Below are 15,137 nucleotides of genomic sequence, written 5' to 3' on the forward strand. Positions count from 1 at the left end.
TAGATAGGGATGCTAGGCGGAGAAGGTCAATCTTGCTTGCGTCCACGAGCCGGGAAGGCCAAGACGGGGACGACCCTAGAGGAGGACTTGAAATGCGCCCTTCCGGCCGCGCTCTGAGCGACATGCGCCCGATCTCGATTGAAACTGACATCACCCGCTATGCGGAAGGCTCTTGCCTGATCAAATGCGGGGAGACCCAGGTCATTTGCACCGCAACCGTTGAGGAGCGTGTGCCCCCTTTCTTGAAAAACAGCGGCAAAGGCTGGGTGACGGCGGAATACGGGATGCTGCCGCGCGCGACCCACAGCCGGATGCGGCGAGAGGCTAAGAACGGCCAAAGCGGAAGAACACAAGAAATTCAGAGGCTTATCGGTCGCTCTCTGCGTGCGGGCGTTGACTTTCAGGCGCTGGGCGAGCGGCAAATCCAGATTGACTGTGATGTGATTCAGGCTGACGGCGGCACGCGCTGCGCCTCTATCACCGGCGGTTGGGTGGCACTCAAGCTGGCTGTGCAGAAACTGATGAAGGCCGGGCTCGTTACAAGTGATCCGATGCTGGACCACGTGGCAGCGGTGAGCTGCGGCATTTATGCCGGGCAGCCGGTGGTGGACCTCGACTATGCGGAAGACAGCGAAGCCGGGACCGATGGAAATTTTGTGATGACGGGTGGCGGCAAGTTGATCGAAGTGCAGGCCAGCGCCGAGGGTGCAACCTTTGCCCGGTCCGAGATGGATGCGCTGATGGACCTTGCCGAAGCCGGAGTGGCTGAACTTGTTGCGGCCCAGAAGGCCGCAGTGGGGGGCTGAGCCTTGCGCAGGTTTGACGGCAGTAAACTGGTGATCGCCACGCATAACACGGGCAAGTTGCGGGAGATCTCCGCGCTTCTTGCGCCCTATGACGTGGAGGTGACCAGCGCGGGCGAGCTTGGGCTGGCTGAGCCCGAAGAAACCGAGGCAACCTTTGTTGGAAATGCCCGGATCAAGGCGCATTTTGCCGCCAAGGCAAGCGGCTTGCCGGCGCTTGCCGACGATAGCGGGATTGAGGTTGATGCACTGGGTGGGCGGCCCGGTGTGTATACCGCTGACTGGGCCGAAACGCCGAATGGCCGAGACTTTACGCTGGCGATGACCCGTGTTTGGGAAGAATGCGAGGGTATCTCCGCCCCTGAGCCTCGGGTTGCCCGCTTTCGTGCCACGCTGTGCCTTGCTTGGCCGGATGGGCACGACGAGGTGTTTGAGGGTGCCGCGGAAGGCCGGTTGGTTTGGCCGATGCGCGGGACGAACGGGTTTGGCTTTGATCCGATGTTCTTGCCGGACGGCCAGAGCCAGACTTTTGGCGAAATGACCCCAGAGCATAAAGCTCCGCTTACGCATCGGACAGCAGCGTTTAAAAAGCTCGTTGCAGGCTGCTTTGCGCGCTGATTGGCAGGACGGGGGCTTTGGGCTCTACATTCATTGGCCGTATTGCGCCGCCAAATGCCCCTACTGCGACTTCAACTCCCATGTTTCTGCCCAAATTGACCACTCCGCCTGGAGAGGGGCTTACGTGCGGGAGATTGCGCGGGTTGGAGCCGAAACAGAGGGGCGCGTGCTCAACTCTGTCTACTTTGGCGGCGGAACACCATCGCTTATGGAGCCAGAGACCGTTGCTGCGATACTTGCAGAAATCGGCCGTTATTGGCCACGCGCGAACGATCTTGAGATCACGCTTGAGGCCAACCCTTCATCTGTCGAGGCACGGCGCTTTGCGGGATATGCTGAAGCCGGGGTGAACCGGGTTTCGCTTGGGATCCAGTCGCTGCGAGATGCAGACTTGCGGGCCTTGGGGCGCTTGCATGATGTCGCGCAGGCAAAGGCGGCGCTGGACGTTGCGAAGGCGCATTTTGGGCGTGTGAGCTTTGATTTGATCTATGCGCGGCAACATCAGCAGCTTGAGGGTTGGAGAGAAGAGCTTTCGGAAGCGTTGGACATGGCCGCGGACCATCTCTCACTTTATCAGCTAACGATTGAGCCCGGGACTGCCTTTGGCGACCGCTACGCCATTGGGAAGCTAGGTGGGTTGCCCGATGATGACCTTGGCGCCGATATGTTTGAACTGACCCAAGAAATGACGAAGACGGCAGGGTTTGAGGCCTATGAAGTCTCTAACCATGCCCGCGATGGCTCCTTTTCTCGGCATAATCTGGTGTATTGGCGCTATGGGGACTACGCCGGGATTGGCCCCGGTGCGCATGGGCGGCTGACGCTTGCGGGCCAGAAATATGCGACAGTCGCAACATCCGCACCGCTGGCGTGGTTTCAACAGCAGGCGGAGGGCAGCGCGGAGGCCCGGGAAGCGCTGACCGGCCCGGAGCAGGCGTCAGAGTATTTGATGATGGGGCTGCGGATTGATGAAGGCGTATCTCTGTCGCGCTACGCTGTCATGGCCGGCGAGCCCCTTGATGATCAGCGTATTGCCCAGCTTTCAGAAGATGGGTTGATTTGGCTGGAAGAGGGCAACATCCGAGCCACGCAGCGCGGTAGGATGGTGCTGAATGCGGTTATTCGAGAGTTGATGGTTTAGATGCGGATGCTTTGGGCAGCGGCGGGCGCGGTGAGCCTGATGCTCGGCGTGATCGGAATTGTGCTGCCCTTGCTGCCAACGGTGCCCTTTGTTCTTCTAGCGGCTTTCTGCTTTGCCAGATCGTCCGAGAAGCTGCACGATTGGCTGCTGGCACACCGGACCTTTGGGCCGATGATCGTGGATTGGCGAAGAAACGGGGCCATACATCGGAGGGCAAAACTGGCTGCAACCGCGTCCGTTGGCCTCGTTTTTGGGGTTTCTTTGGTGCTTCAACTGCCTGCGCATGTCCTGCTGATACAAGCCATCACACTTAGCGGGGTGATGGTGTTTATCTGGACACGTCCAGAGGCGTAGCGGACAGAACGCGGCAAAGGGCATCCAGATCGTCGAGATCTCGGTAGGCGATTGAAAGCCGGCCCTTGCCCGAAGCATCATGCTCGATTGCGACCTTAAGGCCGAGATTGGCGGCCAGGTCAGCCTCAAGCGCGCGTGTGTCGGCATCTTTTTCGGGTTTCGGGGCTTTGGACGCGGGTTTTTTGCCGTACTTGGCCAGTTGCTCCGTTTGTCGAACGGACAGCCCCTTTTGCACAACCTGCCTTGCCAGCTCGGAAGGATTATCTGCCGTGATGAGCGCACGGGCGTGGCCGGATGACAGGCGGCCGTCGCGCAGCAACAGCTGCACATCTTCAGGAAGCAGCAACAGGCGCATCAGGTTGGCGACATGGCTGCGGCTTTTTCCAAGCGCGTGGGCGAGGTGCTCTTGCGTGTGGCCGAACCTGTCGACCAGCTGCCGATACCCCTGGGCTTCGTCAATCGGGTTGAGATCTTCGCGCTGAACGTTCTCGATGATCGCAACTTCGAGGACTTCTTCATCGGTGAACTCACGGATGATGACCGGCACTTCGTGCAATTTGGCCATCTGTGCCGCGCGCCAACGCCGCTCCCCCGCGACGATCTGGTAAATATCTGATTTTACGGGGTCTTTACGGACAATCAGAGGCTGAATGATGCCGCGCTCTTGGATTGAGTTGGCCAGCTCCTGCAGCGGCTCCATCTCGAAATCGCGGCGCGGCTGGTCCGGGTTGGGCTCGACCTGTTCAATCGGCAAGCGGCGTTCTGTGCCGGTGGGAGCCGAGGTTTGGTCTTCCTTGGGTGCTACATCAGCCATAAGGGCCGACAGACCACGACCGAGACCTCTCTTCTTTTCAGCCATCGCGCGTTTCCTTTGTTATTGTGCAGGCCGCCCGAGCAGCTCTTTTGCGAGATCACGGTAGGCGACGCTGCCCTTAGAGGTTGGGTCATAATCAAGCACCGGCATGGCAAAGCTGGGCGCTTCGCTTACTCGCACGTTTCTGGGTATGCGGGTTTGGTAGACAAGATCACCGAGGGCTTCGCGGGCGTCATCGTCAACCTGTTGAGAGAGGTTGTTTCGAGAATCAAACATCGTCAGCACAACCCCCTCGATCCGGAGGTTCGGGTTGGCGGTTTCGCGGACTTCCCTGAGGGTCAGCATAAGCTGAGAAAGGCCTTCAAGCGCATAAAATTCCGACTGGAGGGGCACGAGAACGGAATCTGCCGCGATCATCGCGTTTACCGTCAGAAGGTTTAGCGAGGGTGGGCAGTCGATGAGGATAAAATCGAGCGAGTAGCGGTCTATCTCGGGCTGCCGAAGGGCATCGTGCAGCAAGTGGCTGCGCCGCTCGTTGGCCACCAGTTCGATATCAGCAGAGCTGAGGTCGGTGGTGGAGGGGGCGAGAAGGAGGTTTTCAACGTCGGTTGCCAGAATGACTTCTCGCAGTGGAGCGTCATCCAAAATCAGATCGTAGGTGGTTTTCGTTCTGTCAGCTGGCTCAACGCCAAGGCCGGTGGAGGCATTTCCCTGCGGATCAAGGTCGACGATGAGCACGGCCTTGCCTTCAGCCGCGAGCGCGGCGCCAAGGTTGATTGCCGTGGTCGTCTTTCCAACGCCGCCCTTCTGATTGGCAACGGCGATAATTTTAGGTGCCTTGGGACGGCTGAGGTCAGACACGGGAGATGTTTCCTATGGTGAGAAGGGCGCCGGATGGATCGGTTTCGCTGGGATGTTTTTGAACGTCAAAGTTCCAGTTTTCAAGCGCCTTCGCGATCTCTGCCTCATGTTGCGCACCCTTGAGGAAAAGCGCCTTTCCGTCAGGTGCCAAGTGCTGATCTGCGAAGGAAAGAAGGGTGTTCAAGGGGGCCATTGCGCGGGCGGAAAGAACTTGAGCGCTGCGCGATGGGAGCGACTCGGCGCGGCTTGCGTGTATCTGAGCCGAAACGTCGGTTTCTCGCAGGACAGTGCTGAGAAATGTGCACTTGCGTTGATCAGATTCGATGAATTCGAAGGTAAGGTCTGGTGATGTTTCGTGGGCGATAATCGCGCAAACCAGCCCTGGAAAGCCGCCACCGGTACCAATGTCGAGCCAGAGCCCGTGTCGCGGAGCGTGTTTGAGGACTTGGGCGGAGTCCAAAAAATGGCGTGCCCAGAGATCTGGCAGGGTTGCCGGCGCGACAAGGTTGATGGCCTTGTTCCACTTCACCAGGAGGGTGGCGTAGGTGTCGAGCCGCCGCGATGTTTCACGTGAAACATCGAGGCCCGACAGAACGGCATCACGATCGTTCAAGAGACTTTCCGTTTTTCGGCGCGCCGCAAGTGGGCAAGGATCAACCCAAGCGCGGCGGGTGTCATCCCGCCAATCCGCGCGGCCTGACCGAGGGAGGCGGGGCGGGCGGCGTTGAGCTTCGCCTTCAGTTCATTGGACAGGCCCTGAAGGGCACCGTAGCTGAAATCGCCCGGTATTTCGCGGTTTTCATCCCGTTCCAACGCAGCCACGTCCTGCTCTTGGCGCGCGATGTAGTTCTGATAGAGCGCGTCTCGCTCGACCTGGTTGGCGATGCTCGGTGCAATGTTACCGAGTTCAGGAACGCTTTTTTCCAGCCTGGCCATGCTTGCATCTGGCAAACCCAAGGCCTCCAAGCCATTCCTGCGCGGGCCGTCAGCGTTTACACGGACGCCGAGGCTGGAGAGTTCGCGAGATGTGAATTCGAGGTTGGATAGGGTGGATTTGGCATCCATCAGCGCTTCGGCCTTTTCGTTGAAGGCACGGGTTCGTTCTTCTCCAACGCATCCAAGCGCAATTCCAATGGGTGTGAGGCGCTGGTCCGCGTTATCCGCCCGAAGCGACAGGCGAAACTCGGCCCTAGATGTAAACATCCGATAGGGCTCGGCCACACCTTGCGTTGTCAGGTCGTCAATCATGACGCCGATGTAGGATTCTGCCCGGCTGAAGGTAATCGGATCCTTCCCTTGGGCGCGGTGAGCAGCGTTGAGGCCGGCGACGAGGCCTTGCGCGGCTGCCTCTTCATAGCCGGTGGTGCCGTTGATCTGGCCTGCGAGGAACAGGTTGCTCAGAGCGCGTAGCTCCAAGGAGGAGGTGAGCGCGCGGGGGTCTATGTAATCATATTCAATCGCATAGCCCGGCTGCAGAATTTTCACCTGTTCGAGCCCGACGATAGAGCGCACATAAGCTTCTTGCACGTCTTCGGGCAGGGAGGTGGAGATGCCGTTTGGATAGATGGTCGGGTCGTCCAAGCCCTCTGGCTCCAAGAAGATCTGGTGCGAGTCCTTGCTGGAAAACCGTGTGACCTTATCCTCAATCGAAGGGCAGTAGCGCGGCCCAACACCCTCGATATGGCCACCATACATGGCGCTGCGGTGCAAGTTTTCGGTAATGATTTGGTGGGTTTGAGGATTTGTGTAGGTGATCCCGCAAGAAACCTGCCGGGCCTTTGGAGCATCGGACAGGAAGGAGAAAAGCGTTGGGCTTTCGTCGCCGGGCTGATCCTCAAGGCCTTCCCAATTGATGGTTCGGCCATCAAGGCGCGGGGGTGTTCCTGTTTTGAGGCGGCCCAGTGGGAGAGAGAGGCTGGCGAGTTGGTCGGCGAGAAGCTGAGAACGCTCTGCGCCCATCCGACCACCCGGGTAGGATTTGTCGCCAATGTGGATGGTGCCGCGGAGGAAAGTGCCGGTGGTGAGCACCACGGCGCTGGCATGCAGCTCGGAGCCATCCCCCAAAAGGACGCCTTTCACCGTTCTGTCCTCTAGCAAAAGGCCAGAAACTTCGGCTTCGATCACACGCAAGCCGGGTGTGTCTGCGATCGCAGCTCCCATGGCTTGCCGATAGAGTTTTCGGTCAGCCTGCGCTCTCGGCCCTTGGACTGCGGGGCCTTTCTTGCGGTTCAGGAGGCGAAACTGGATTCCGGCGGCATCGGCAACGCGGCCCATCAGGCCATCCAATGCGTCAATCTCGCGAACGAGGTGCCCTTTACCCAAACCGCCAATCGCCGGATTGCATGACATCACACCAAGATCGCTTGCCCGGAGAGTTACCAAGGCCGTGGCTGCCCCCATCCGCGCTGCGGCATGGGCAGCATCAGCACCTGCATGCCCACCACCAACAACGATGACATCAAAGTCATGTTTCACGTGAAACACTCCTACTTGCCGATACAGAAGCTGGAGAAAATCTCGCCCAGCAGGTCTTCAACCCCGATGCGCCCAGTTAGGCTTTCGATCCGGCGCAGGGCGGTGCGTAACTCTTCGGCCGCGATTTCTGCCCTCGCAGGCCCCGCTTCTACCTCGATTCGACTGGCCCGCAAAGCATCGCTCGCGGACTGCAAAGCCGCCCGGTGGCGCTCGTGCGTCGCGGTGGTTTGCGTTGGGAGGCGTTCAGATAGCACTGCCTTGACGCGTGACAAGAGCTCATCAATCCCGTCGCCGGTCAGGCCTGACAGGCCAAGAGCTTCGCCGGATGGTTGGCTCATGTCAGACTTCGGGTGTGCGAGGATATCTCGCGCGGAAGGGGTCAGGCCCATCGGAGGACCAAGAAAGATTCGCAAGTCTGCCGAGGTGGCGCGGGCTTTTGCCCTTTCAACACCGATGGCTTCTACCCGATCTTCGGTTTCGCGCAGGCCAGCTGTATCCAGCAGGGTCACGGCTAGGCCACCGATATCCATGCGGACCTCTATGACATCGCGCGTCGTTCCGGCGACCTCTGAGGTAATGGCGGCTTCGCGCCCGGCAAGGCGGTTTAGCAGGGTGGATTTGCCGACATTCGGTGCGCCGACAATAGCAACCTCAAAGCCCTCGCGGATCCGTTCTGCCGCATCGACGCCAAGCGCTTCGCTGTCAAATTGCGAAGTCAGCGTGTCGATCAGGTCCAGCACCTCGGTTGTGGTGTCCTCCGGCACTTCTTCATCGGCAAAGTCGATCATTGCCTCAAGCAAGGCTGCAGCGCGAATGAGCAGGGCGCGCCATTCTTCAACCCGCGCTCCGAGGGCACCGGAGAAGGTCGCTTGCGCGAGCTGGCGTTGGGCTTCTGTTTCGGCCTCGATCAGATCAGCAAGGCCTTCGACCTGCGCCAGATCGAGTTGATCGTTCTCGAGCGCACGACGGGTGAATTCTCCAGGCTCGGCGAAGCGAAGGCCTGGCAGCGTTGTCAGCTCTGAAAGAACAGCGCGGGTGACCGCGACTGAGCCATGAGTTTGCAGCTCCACCACATCTTCGCCAGTGAAGCTCGCCCCTGCGTCAAAGGCCAGCACGAGCGCGGTATCGAGAAGCCCTGCGGAGCAGCGCAGCTGCATTAGCGTGGCGCGCCGGGACTCTGGCACGCGGCCGGCAAGGTGCTGCAATGCGGGCTTGGCGTCCGGTCCGGAAATACGGATCACCGCGACCCCCGCACGGCCGGGCGCGGTGGCTTGGGCGACGATGGTGTCCATGGTTAACTCTTTGATTTACCTGAAAGATCAGGTGTTCATGGAGTCGAAGAACTCTGCGTTGTTCTTGGTTTGCTTGAGCTTGCCGTTCAGGAACTCGATGGCATCTGTTGTGCCCATCGGGTTGAGGATACGGCGCAGAACGAAGGTTTTTTGCAGGTCTTTTGGATCGACAAGCAAATCTTCCTTCCGGGTGCCGGATTTGAGGATGTCCATCGCCGGGAACACGCGCTTGTCGGAGATCTTGCGGTCCAGCACGATCTCAGAGTTGCCGGTGCCTTTGAACTCTTCGAAGATCACCTCATCCATCCGCGAGCCGGTGTCGATCAGAGCGGTCGCGATGATGGTCAGCGAGCCGCCTTCTTCGATGTTCCGGGCCGCACCAAAGAAGCGTTTTGGCCGTTGCAGCGCGTTGGCGTCCACGCCACCGGTGAGCACCTTGCCGGACGACGGCACAACAGTGTTGAAGGCCCGGCCAAGGCGGGTGATCGAGTCAAGCAGGATGACCACATCTCGTTTGTGCTCAACAAGGCGCTTGGCCTTTTCGATCACCATCTCGGAAACGGCAACGTGGCGCGTTGCGGGCTCGTCGAAGGTGGAGGAGATCACCTCACCCTTCACCGAGCGCTGCATGTCGGTCACCTCTTCAGGGCGCTCGTCGATCAGCAGGACGATCAGGTAGCACTCGGGATGATTGACCTCGATCGAGCGGGCGATGTTTTGCAGAAGCACGGTCTTACCGGTCCTCGGCGGTGCCACGATCAGCGAGCGCTGGCCTTTGCCAATGGGCGAAACAAGATCAATGATGCGGGCGGAGCGATCTTTGATGGTCGGATCGTCGATTTCCATCTTCAGCCGCTCGTCGGGGTAGAGCGGTGTCAGGTTGTCGAAGTTAATCTTGTGCCGCGCCTTCTCGGGCTCTTCGAAGTTGATCTGCGTAACTTTCGTCATGCAGAAGTAGTTCTCATTGTCGCCGGGCGCCTTGATGAAGCCCTCAACGGTATCGCCTGTGCGCAACCCATGCTGACGGATCATCTCGGGGGACACGTAGATGTCGTCGGGGCCGGGCAGATAGTTGGCCTCGGGCGAACGCAGGAAGCCGAAGCCATCTTGCAAAACGTCCAGCACACCATCACCGGAAATGTCCCAACCTTCCTCGGCCCGCTCCTTGAGGATGGCGAACATCATGTCGCCCTTCCGCATGGTCGAAGCGTTGTCGATCTCCAGTTCTTCGGCCATCGACAGCAGGTCTGCCGGGGTTTTGGACTTGAGATCGTAAAGGGAAAGCTGGGGTTGGGTCATGAACGGGCCTTGGCTGCGCAACTCACAGCAGTGCTGCGGGGCGCGGAATGAAATAGCGGGAAGATCCACGACCGAACGGCCGCTTGAGCAGGTGAGATAAGCGCGGGATGGCCGCGAGTCAAGATAAGGTCAGAACGGGCGCACCACGATTGAAACCACGATGACGACCAACAGCAGCGTCGGCACCTCGTTCATCATCCGGTAGGTCCGACCAGAAACGGAGTTGGTGCCGGCAACAAAGTCTTTGCGCCGCTTGCCCAGCCAGTGATGAAACCATGTGAGGCCAAGGATGCCCGCGAATTTGGTGTAGGGCCAGATGGCAACCCAGTCGACAATGCCGGGCGTCGAGGCCAGCATGATCCCGAAGATCCAGGTTGCGATCATGGCAGGGTTCATGATGAGGCGTAGCAGCTTCAGCTCCATCGTCTGGAGCATCGCATCAGAGTGAGGATTCTCGATCCCTTTCTCTGCATGATGGACGAACAGACGAGGCAGGTAGAACAGGCCAGCCATCCAAGAGATGACAGCGAGAATATGCAGCGTCTTGGTCCATGGGTAGAACCAGGCAAGGAAATCGAAGAGCACAGGTCACCTCCTGTCTCCCTTCAATAATAAAATAGAATCTTAAGAAAGGTTGTTTTTGTAGTAGGGGCTGGGGATATGGGGATTACTTGGTTTTCCACAGATCTGCGCACAGTGGATATGGAACTTGATGGTTACTCGAATGTTCGTAAAAATCATTTAATTTCAGTGTATTATAAAATTATCCTGTGGATAAGCCTTCGGATAACTCGCTGAGTCGCGGGTGGACAAAGAAACTCTTCATACATCGGACGACGCGTTATCCTCATGGGGAGGAAAACGGAGCGGTTGGGGACAAGCGGGTGGTTTTCCCCCGGGTTGAAGGTTGTTCAGAATGAGGCCACACCCGGTGCACAGACAACTCCCAGAGTCATCCACGAGGTTATTCACATGCCAGCCCCTCTGCTCTTGGCCTCCGGCTCCGAGATCCGCGCTACACTCCTAAGAAACGCGGGCGTGCCGTTTGATGTGGAGGTGCCGAGGGTTGATGAGGTGGCCTTGCGTACTGCCTTGGAAGCCGAGGGCGCGAAGGCGCGCGACATAGCGGATGCATTGGCCGAGATGAAAGCTGCACGCATCGCCGGCAAACGCCCTGAGCGGATGGTGCTGGGTTGCGATCAGGTGTTGGAGTTTTCTGGGCGCATCCTGAGCAAGCCCGGGAGCCCGAAAGAGGCAGTGGCGCAGATTACAGAGATGGCGGGGCAGAAGCACACGTTGCTTTCAGCCGCTGTAATTTACGAGGATGGTGCACCTGTGTGGCGACATGTGGGTGTTGTCCGGCTCTACATGCGGCAACTCTCAACGAGCTATGTTCAAGCCTATGTTGAACGCAACTGGGATGAGATTCGGTGGTGCGTCGGCGGCTACAAGCTGGAGGAAGAGGGTGCGCGGCTCTTTGCGCGGGTTGAGGGGGACTATTTTAATGTACTCGGATTACCGCTATTGGAGGTATTGAACTACCTGTCGATCAAAGGTGTGATCCCGACATGACGGACAAGATACCGCTGGCGGGGGTGATCGGCTCGCCAATCGCCCATTCTCGCTCCCCTGTATTGCACCGGCACTGGCTGGAGGCTCTTGGCTTGCGTGGTCACTACATCCCTATGGATGTCAGCCACGAGAACCTCGAAGAAGTGCTGCGGGTGCTGCCGAAGATGGGCTTTGTGGGCTGTAACATCACCATTCCGCATAAGGTAGCAGCGCTGAACCTCGCCGATGCGGTGAGTGATCGTGCAGCACTGATAGGATCGGCCAACACCCTGATCTTTCGGGATGATGGCAGTATTTACGCAGATAATACCGATGGTTACGGCTTTATCGCCAACCTCAGGGCCGGAGCGCCGGACTGGGAACCGAAGGATGGGCCGGTGGCTATTTTTGGGGCTGGCGGGGCGTGCCGCGCGGTTTTGGCGTCTCTCATTGAGGCGGGCTGCACCGATATTCGCCTCGCCAATCGCTCGCGGCCCCGCGCTGAGGCCCTGCGCACCGAGTTTGGCCCCAAGATCACCGTTTTCGACTGGGTGCTTGCAGGCTCGATGATTGAAGGCGCGGCCCTTATCGTGAACACGACCTCCCTTGGGATGGTCGGCAAATCGGAGTTCAAGGTGCCGCTCGATGCGCTGACCCCCGATATGGTTGTCACCGATATCGTCTACACCCCGCTGGACACCGAGCTTTTGAAGACAGCGGCCGCGCGGGGCTGCACCACGGTTGATGGGCTTGGCATGCTAATCCACCAAGGCGCGCCCGGGTTTGAGCGGTGGTTCGGCGAACGGCCTCCTGTGACAGATCAAACCCGTTCGGCTGTGCTTGGCTGGTGAGCGGCGCGTTCCGGATAGGGCTCACCGGCGGGATCGGCATGGGTAAGTCCACCACGGCGCGCATGTTCGCTGACAAAGGCGTTGCCGTATGGGATGCGGATGCAGCTGTGCACCGGCTTTATGACAAGGGCGGCGGTGCCGTTCGGGCGATTGCTGAGCTTCGGCCTGCGGCGGTTATAGATGGGGCGGTGTCTCGTGCGGAACTGCGCGCGTGGATTACCGAGGATGACGGTGCCTTGAAGGCCATTGAAGCTGTCGTGCACCCGCTGGTGCAGCAAGACCGCGTTGCGTTTGCCGACCAGGCTGACGCGGATATTCTGCTTTTCGATATCCCATTACTCTTTGAAACAGGGGCGGAGCGTGAGATGGACCTGACGGTGACAGTTAGCTGCTCGCCTGAGGAACAGCGGCGCCGGGTTTTGGAGCGGGGCACGATGGATGAGTCTGCCTTTGACCGGATCGTTGCCGCACAGATGCCCGATGCCGAAAAAAGAGCCCGGGCGGATCGGGTGATCGAGACAGAAACGCTGGAGCAAGCCGAGGCTCAGGTAGAGGCTATCGTAGCGGAGATCAGGGAGCGAATTGATGCGTGAGATCGTACTTGATACTGAAACTACCGGGTTTGATCCGTTCAGCGGAGACCGGATTGTTGAGATCGGTGCGGTGGAGCTGGTGGGGCATATGCCGACAGGCAACCACTATCACCAATACATCAATCCGCAGCGCGACATGCCGACTGAAGCCTTTCAAGTGCATGGTATCAGTGAAGAATTTCTGGCCGACAAGCCGCTTTTCGCAGCCATAGCTCAGGACTTTCTGGATTTCATCGGCGATGCAAAGCTGGTGATCCACAACGCCGCCTTCGACATGAAATTCCTGAATGCGGAGTTGGGTTGGGTCAAAAAGCCGCTCATCCCGGACGATCGGGCGATTGATACAGTGGCTATGGCGCGCAAGAAGTTTCCGGGCTCGCCAGCATCGCTGGATGCGCTGTGCCGGAGGTTTGGGATTACCACGGAGCGTGAGCTGCACGGGGCCTTGCTCGACAGCCAAATTTTGGCCGATGTCTATTTGGAGCTGATCGGCGGCCGCCAGCCGGGGTTGGTGCTTTCGGAAACGAGAAGCCGGAGCACGTCTGACACGGTGGATACCAATTGGCGCCCGTCTCCTCGCCCGCAGGCGTTGCCCGCGCGGCTAACGGAAAGTGAGAACGCCGCACACCAGGCTTTTGTGGAAAAGCTCGGTGATGCGGCGGTCTGGAAGCGGTTTGCCAATTAAGCGTCGGCTTTAGGTGCAGCCTCGGCCGCCCGCTGGGCGATTTGCTGGCGATAGAGCGCCACAAAGTCGATGTTTTGCAGGTTCACCGGCGGGAAGTTGCCGTCACGGGTGACGTCAGACACGATGCGGCGGACGTAGGGAAACACCTGACGGGGGCATTCGATGAGCAGGAAAGGGTGCAGCTGGTCTTCCGGCACGCCTTCGATCTGGAACACTGCCCCATAGTCGAGCTCAAGCAGGAAAAGCGTTGCGCCATCCGGGCGGTTTTTGCTTTCAACCTTGGTTTTCAGCGTGACTTCATACTGGTTGGGCGTGGTGCGTTTGCGCGCGTCCACGGCAACCGACACCTGCATGTCGGGCTGAACTTCACCAGTCACGCCTTTTTGCACCACGATGTTTTCAAACGACATATCGCGGATGAACTGAGCGAGGATTTGCAGTTGAACCTGGGGCGGCTCTTGCGGCGCCGCAGCGCCATTTTCGGGGGTGTCGGCCATTGGGCCCTCCGGTTTTTTAGGTCGGGCCTGCTTTATCAGGCGTTGGCGGTGGCCTCAATGGCGTGTCCACCCGGAATTACCGGGCACCTTTGGCGTGTCTGGTTCAACCTCGTGAAAACTGCCCTCAACCACATCATCCCGCGCAGCGCGCTGGGCTGGCCCGCTGCCCATGGTGAAACTTTGAACCCTCACGCGCTTGCGCAACCACTCAAAGGCCATGGTTCGGAAGCCGGGGATGAGGAGCAGAAAGCCGACAGCATCTGTGAAAAACCCGGGCGTGAGCAGGAGTGCGCCGGAAAACAGGATCATCGCACCATGTGCGAGCGGCTCAGTTGGGTCGCGCAAGTCGTTGAATCTGCCCTGAAGATCGGCCAGCACCTGCCGCCCTTGGCTCTTGACCAGCCAAGTGCCGAGAATTGCTGTTACGATTACGATCCCGAGGGTCGGCCAGAGCCCGATAAGGCCCCCGACCTGGATGAAGAGAGCAATCTCGATGATCGGGACCGCGATGAAAAGCGCTAATAGGGGCATCAAACCTCCGTAAGTGTCGCAGGGGCGCTGGTGGACTTGCCCCCTGCGAAAGCCTACATATGTTCGGAACGCTCCAATTGCCAACTTTGTGCCCGAGGCCCCAATGAATCTTGCCGTTATCCAGCTGCTTGTGCTTGCCGGTGTCGCGATCTTCCTGATCCTGCGGCTGCGCTCCGTGCTGGGCACCCGCGAGGGTTTCGAAAAGCCGCAAGCCCCGCTGCCCGGCCCAAGCCGTAGCCGCGAAAATTCTCGTCCGGATTTTGAGGTGATCGACGGCGGGATTGACCGCGATATCACCGACAATGTCCCCGAGGGGCCGGCGGCTGATGCGCTGGCCAAGATGAAGTCTGTTGAGCCCGGTTTTTCGGTTGGCGAGTTTCTTCACGGGGCCCGCGGTGCATATGAGATGATCCTGATGGCTTTTGAGCGGGGTGAGCTTGATAGCGTAGCACCGTTCCTTGGCGAGGACGTCGCCGAGAGCTTCGAGGACGTCGTGAAGATGCGCGCCGAAAACGGTGTTACGGTTGAGGCCAGCTTTATTGGCGTGCGTGAGACGGTGCTGAAGAACGCCAGCTTTGACGAGGCCAGCAGCGAGGCCGAAATTACCGTGCGCTTCATCGGTGAGATGACAAGTGTGGTGCGTGATGCCGGCGGCGATATCGTTGAAGGCGACCCGAATGCTGTGAAGCGCCAGCGCGATGTCTGGACCTTTGCAAGGCATATGGGCACAGGCGATCCCAACTGGAAACTGGTCGCCACCGGCGAGTGAGCC

Annotated in this window: 18 protein-coding genes; 9 read left to right on the forward strand and 9 right to left on the reverse strand. The window is 59.1% G+C overall.

Going from position 1 to position 15,137, the window contains the following annotated elements:
• Window positions 1-92: 92 nt before the first annotated feature.
• From rph to ACXAG6_RS02690, 4 genes are read left to right on the forward strand one after another with little or no spacing between them, the layout of a single operon-like run.
• Window positions 93-806: a ribonuclease PH gene (gene rph / locus ACXAG6_RS02675; RefSeq protein WP_475334750.1), complete on the forward strand. Its 714-nt coding sequence runs from the start codon at window positions 93-95 to the stop codon at window positions 804-806.
• A gap of 3 nt (window positions 807-809) precedes the next feature.
• Complete coding sequence (gene rdgB, locus ACXAG6_RS02680) at window positions 810-1,421, forward strand: RdgB/HAM1 family non-canonical purine NTP pyrophosphatase (RefSeq protein WP_475334752.1); 612 nt, start codon at window positions 810-812, stop codon at window positions 1,419-1,421.
• Window positions 1,411-2,562 (forward strand): radical SAM family heme chaperone HemW, encoded by a 1,152-nt coding sequence (hemW, locus tag ACXAG6_RS02685; RefSeq protein ID WP_475334754.1) that lies wholly within the window; start codon window positions 1,411-1,413, stop codon window positions 2,560-2,562. Before rdgB ends, hemW begins: the two co-directional genes overlap by 11 nt.
• On the forward strand, window positions 2,563-2,916 hold the full coding sequence (locus ACXAG6_RS02690; protein WP_475334756.1) for a YbaN family protein: 354 nt from the start codon (window positions 2,563-2,565) through the stop codon (window positions 2,914-2,916).
• Here the strand turns inward: ACXAG6_RS02690 and ACXAG6_RS02695 are convergent.
• The 7 genes from ACXAG6_RS02695 to hemJ all read right to left on the reverse strand — a co-directional run bounded on the left by ACXAG6_RS02695 (window position 2,891) and on the right by hemJ (window position 10,242).
• Window positions 2,891-3,775: a ParB/RepB/Spo0J family partition protein gene (locus ACXAG6_RS02695; protein WP_475334758.1), complete on the reverse strand. Its 885-nt coding sequence runs from the start codon at window positions 3,773-3,775 to the stop codon at window positions 2,891-2,893. The genes ACXAG6_RS02690 and ACXAG6_RS02695 overlap by 26 nt on opposite strands.
• A 15-nt stretch (window positions 3,776-3,790) precedes the next feature.
• A complete protein-coding gene (locus ACXAG6_RS02700; RefSeq protein WP_140012502.1) occupies window positions 3,791-4,591 on the reverse strand; it encodes a ParA family protein in 801 nt (266 codons plus the stop codon).
• Window positions 4,584-5,204 carry a 16S rRNA (guanine(527)-N(7))-methyltransferase RsmG gene (gene rsmG / locus ACXAG6_RS02705; RefSeq protein ID WP_475334760.1) on the reverse strand — a complete coding sequence of 207 codons (621 nt, stop codon included), beginning with the start codon at window positions 5,202-5,204 and terminating at the stop codon, window positions 4,584-4,586. Before rsmG ends, ACXAG6_RS02700 begins: the two co-directional genes overlap by 8 nt.
• Window positions 5,201-7,066, reverse strand: coding sequence for a tRNA uridine-5-carboxymethylaminomethyl(34) synthesis enzyme MnmG (gene mnmG / locus ACXAG6_RS02710; RefSeq protein WP_475334762.1), 1,866 nt, complete (start codon window positions 7,064-7,066; stop codon window positions 5,201-5,203). The genes rsmG and mnmG overlap by 4 nt, the downstream gene beginning before the upstream one ends.
• 11 nt (window positions 7,067-7,077) lie before the next feature.
• Window positions 7,078-8,358 (reverse strand): tRNA uridine-5-carboxymethylaminomethyl(34) synthesis GTPase MnmE, encoded by a 1,281-nt coding sequence (gene mnmE / locus ACXAG6_RS02715; RefSeq protein ID WP_475334765.1) that lies wholly within the window; start codon window positions 8,356-8,358, stop codon window positions 7,078-7,080.
• 27 nt (window positions 8,359-8,385) lie between these two features.
• Window positions 8,386-9,657 (reverse strand): transcription termination factor Rho, encoded by a 1,272-nt coding sequence (gene rho / locus ACXAG6_RS02720; RefSeq protein WP_475334767.1) that lies wholly within the window; start codon window positions 9,655-9,657, stop codon window positions 8,386-8,388.
• A gap of 129 nt (window positions 9,658-9,786) precedes the next feature.
• Window positions 9,787-10,242, reverse strand: a complete 456-nt coding sequence (hemJ, locus tag ACXAG6_RS02725) for a protoporphyrinogen oxidase HemJ (RefSeq protein ID WP_475334770.1) — start codon at window positions 10,240-10,242, stop codon at window positions 9,787-9,789.
• Between the two features lie 387 nt (window positions 10,243-10,629).
• On the opposite strand from hemJ, the gene ACXAG6_RS02730 reads away from it, so the two are divergent.
• From ACXAG6_RS02730 to dnaQ, 4 genes are read left to right on the forward strand one after another with little or no spacing between them, the layout of a single operon-like run.
• Complete coding sequence (locus ACXAG6_RS02730) at window positions 10,630-11,229, forward strand: Maf family protein (protein WP_475334772.1); 600 nt, start codon at window positions 10,630-10,632, stop codon at window positions 11,227-11,229.
• Window positions 11,226-12,059 carry a shikimate dehydrogenase gene (locus ACXAG6_RS02735; protein WP_475334773.1) on the forward strand — a complete coding sequence of 278 codons (834 nt, stop codon included), beginning with the start codon at window positions 11,226-11,228 and terminating at the stop codon, window positions 12,057-12,059. Before ACXAG6_RS02730 ends, ACXAG6_RS02735 begins: the two co-directional genes overlap by 4 nt.
• A complete protein-coding gene (coaE, locus tag ACXAG6_RS02740; RefSeq protein WP_475334776.1) occupies window positions 12,056-12,652 on the forward strand; it encodes a dephospho-CoA kinase in 597 nt (198 codons plus the stop codon). The genes ACXAG6_RS02735 and coaE overlap by 4 nt, the downstream gene beginning before the upstream one ends.
• Window positions 12,645-13,337: a DNA polymerase III subunit epsilon gene (gene dnaQ / locus ACXAG6_RS02745; protein WP_475334778.1), complete on the forward strand. Its 693-nt coding sequence runs from the start codon at window positions 12,645-12,647 to the stop codon at window positions 13,335-13,337. Before coaE ends, dnaQ begins: the two co-directional genes overlap by 8 nt.
• On the opposite strand, the gene secB is transcribed toward dnaQ, so the two are convergent.
• On the reverse strand, window positions 13,334-13,834 hold the full coding sequence (gene secB / locus ACXAG6_RS02750) for a protein-export chaperone SecB (RefSeq protein ID WP_140012511.1): 501 nt from the start codon (window positions 13,832-13,834) through the stop codon (window positions 13,334-13,336). The genes dnaQ and secB overlap by 4 nt on opposite strands.
• A 54-nt stretch (window positions 13,835-13,888) precedes the next feature.
• Window positions 13,889-14,365, reverse strand: coding sequence for an FxsA family protein (locus ACXAG6_RS02755; protein WP_475334781.1), 477 nt, complete (start codon window positions 14,363-14,365; stop codon window positions 13,889-13,891).
• 103 nt (window positions 14,366-14,468) lie between these two features.
• Here ACXAG6_RS02755 and ACXAG6_RS02760 point away from each other — a divergent pair, with 103 nt between their 5' ends.
• Window positions 14,469-15,134: a Tim44/TimA family putative adaptor protein gene (locus ACXAG6_RS02760; RefSeq protein ID WP_140012513.1), complete on the forward strand. Its 666-nt coding sequence runs from the start codon at window positions 14,469-14,471 to the stop codon at window positions 15,132-15,134.
• Window positions 15,135-15,137: the final 3 nt, after the last annotated feature.

This window comes from Vannielia sp. ABF1_015 (assembly GCF_056160745.1).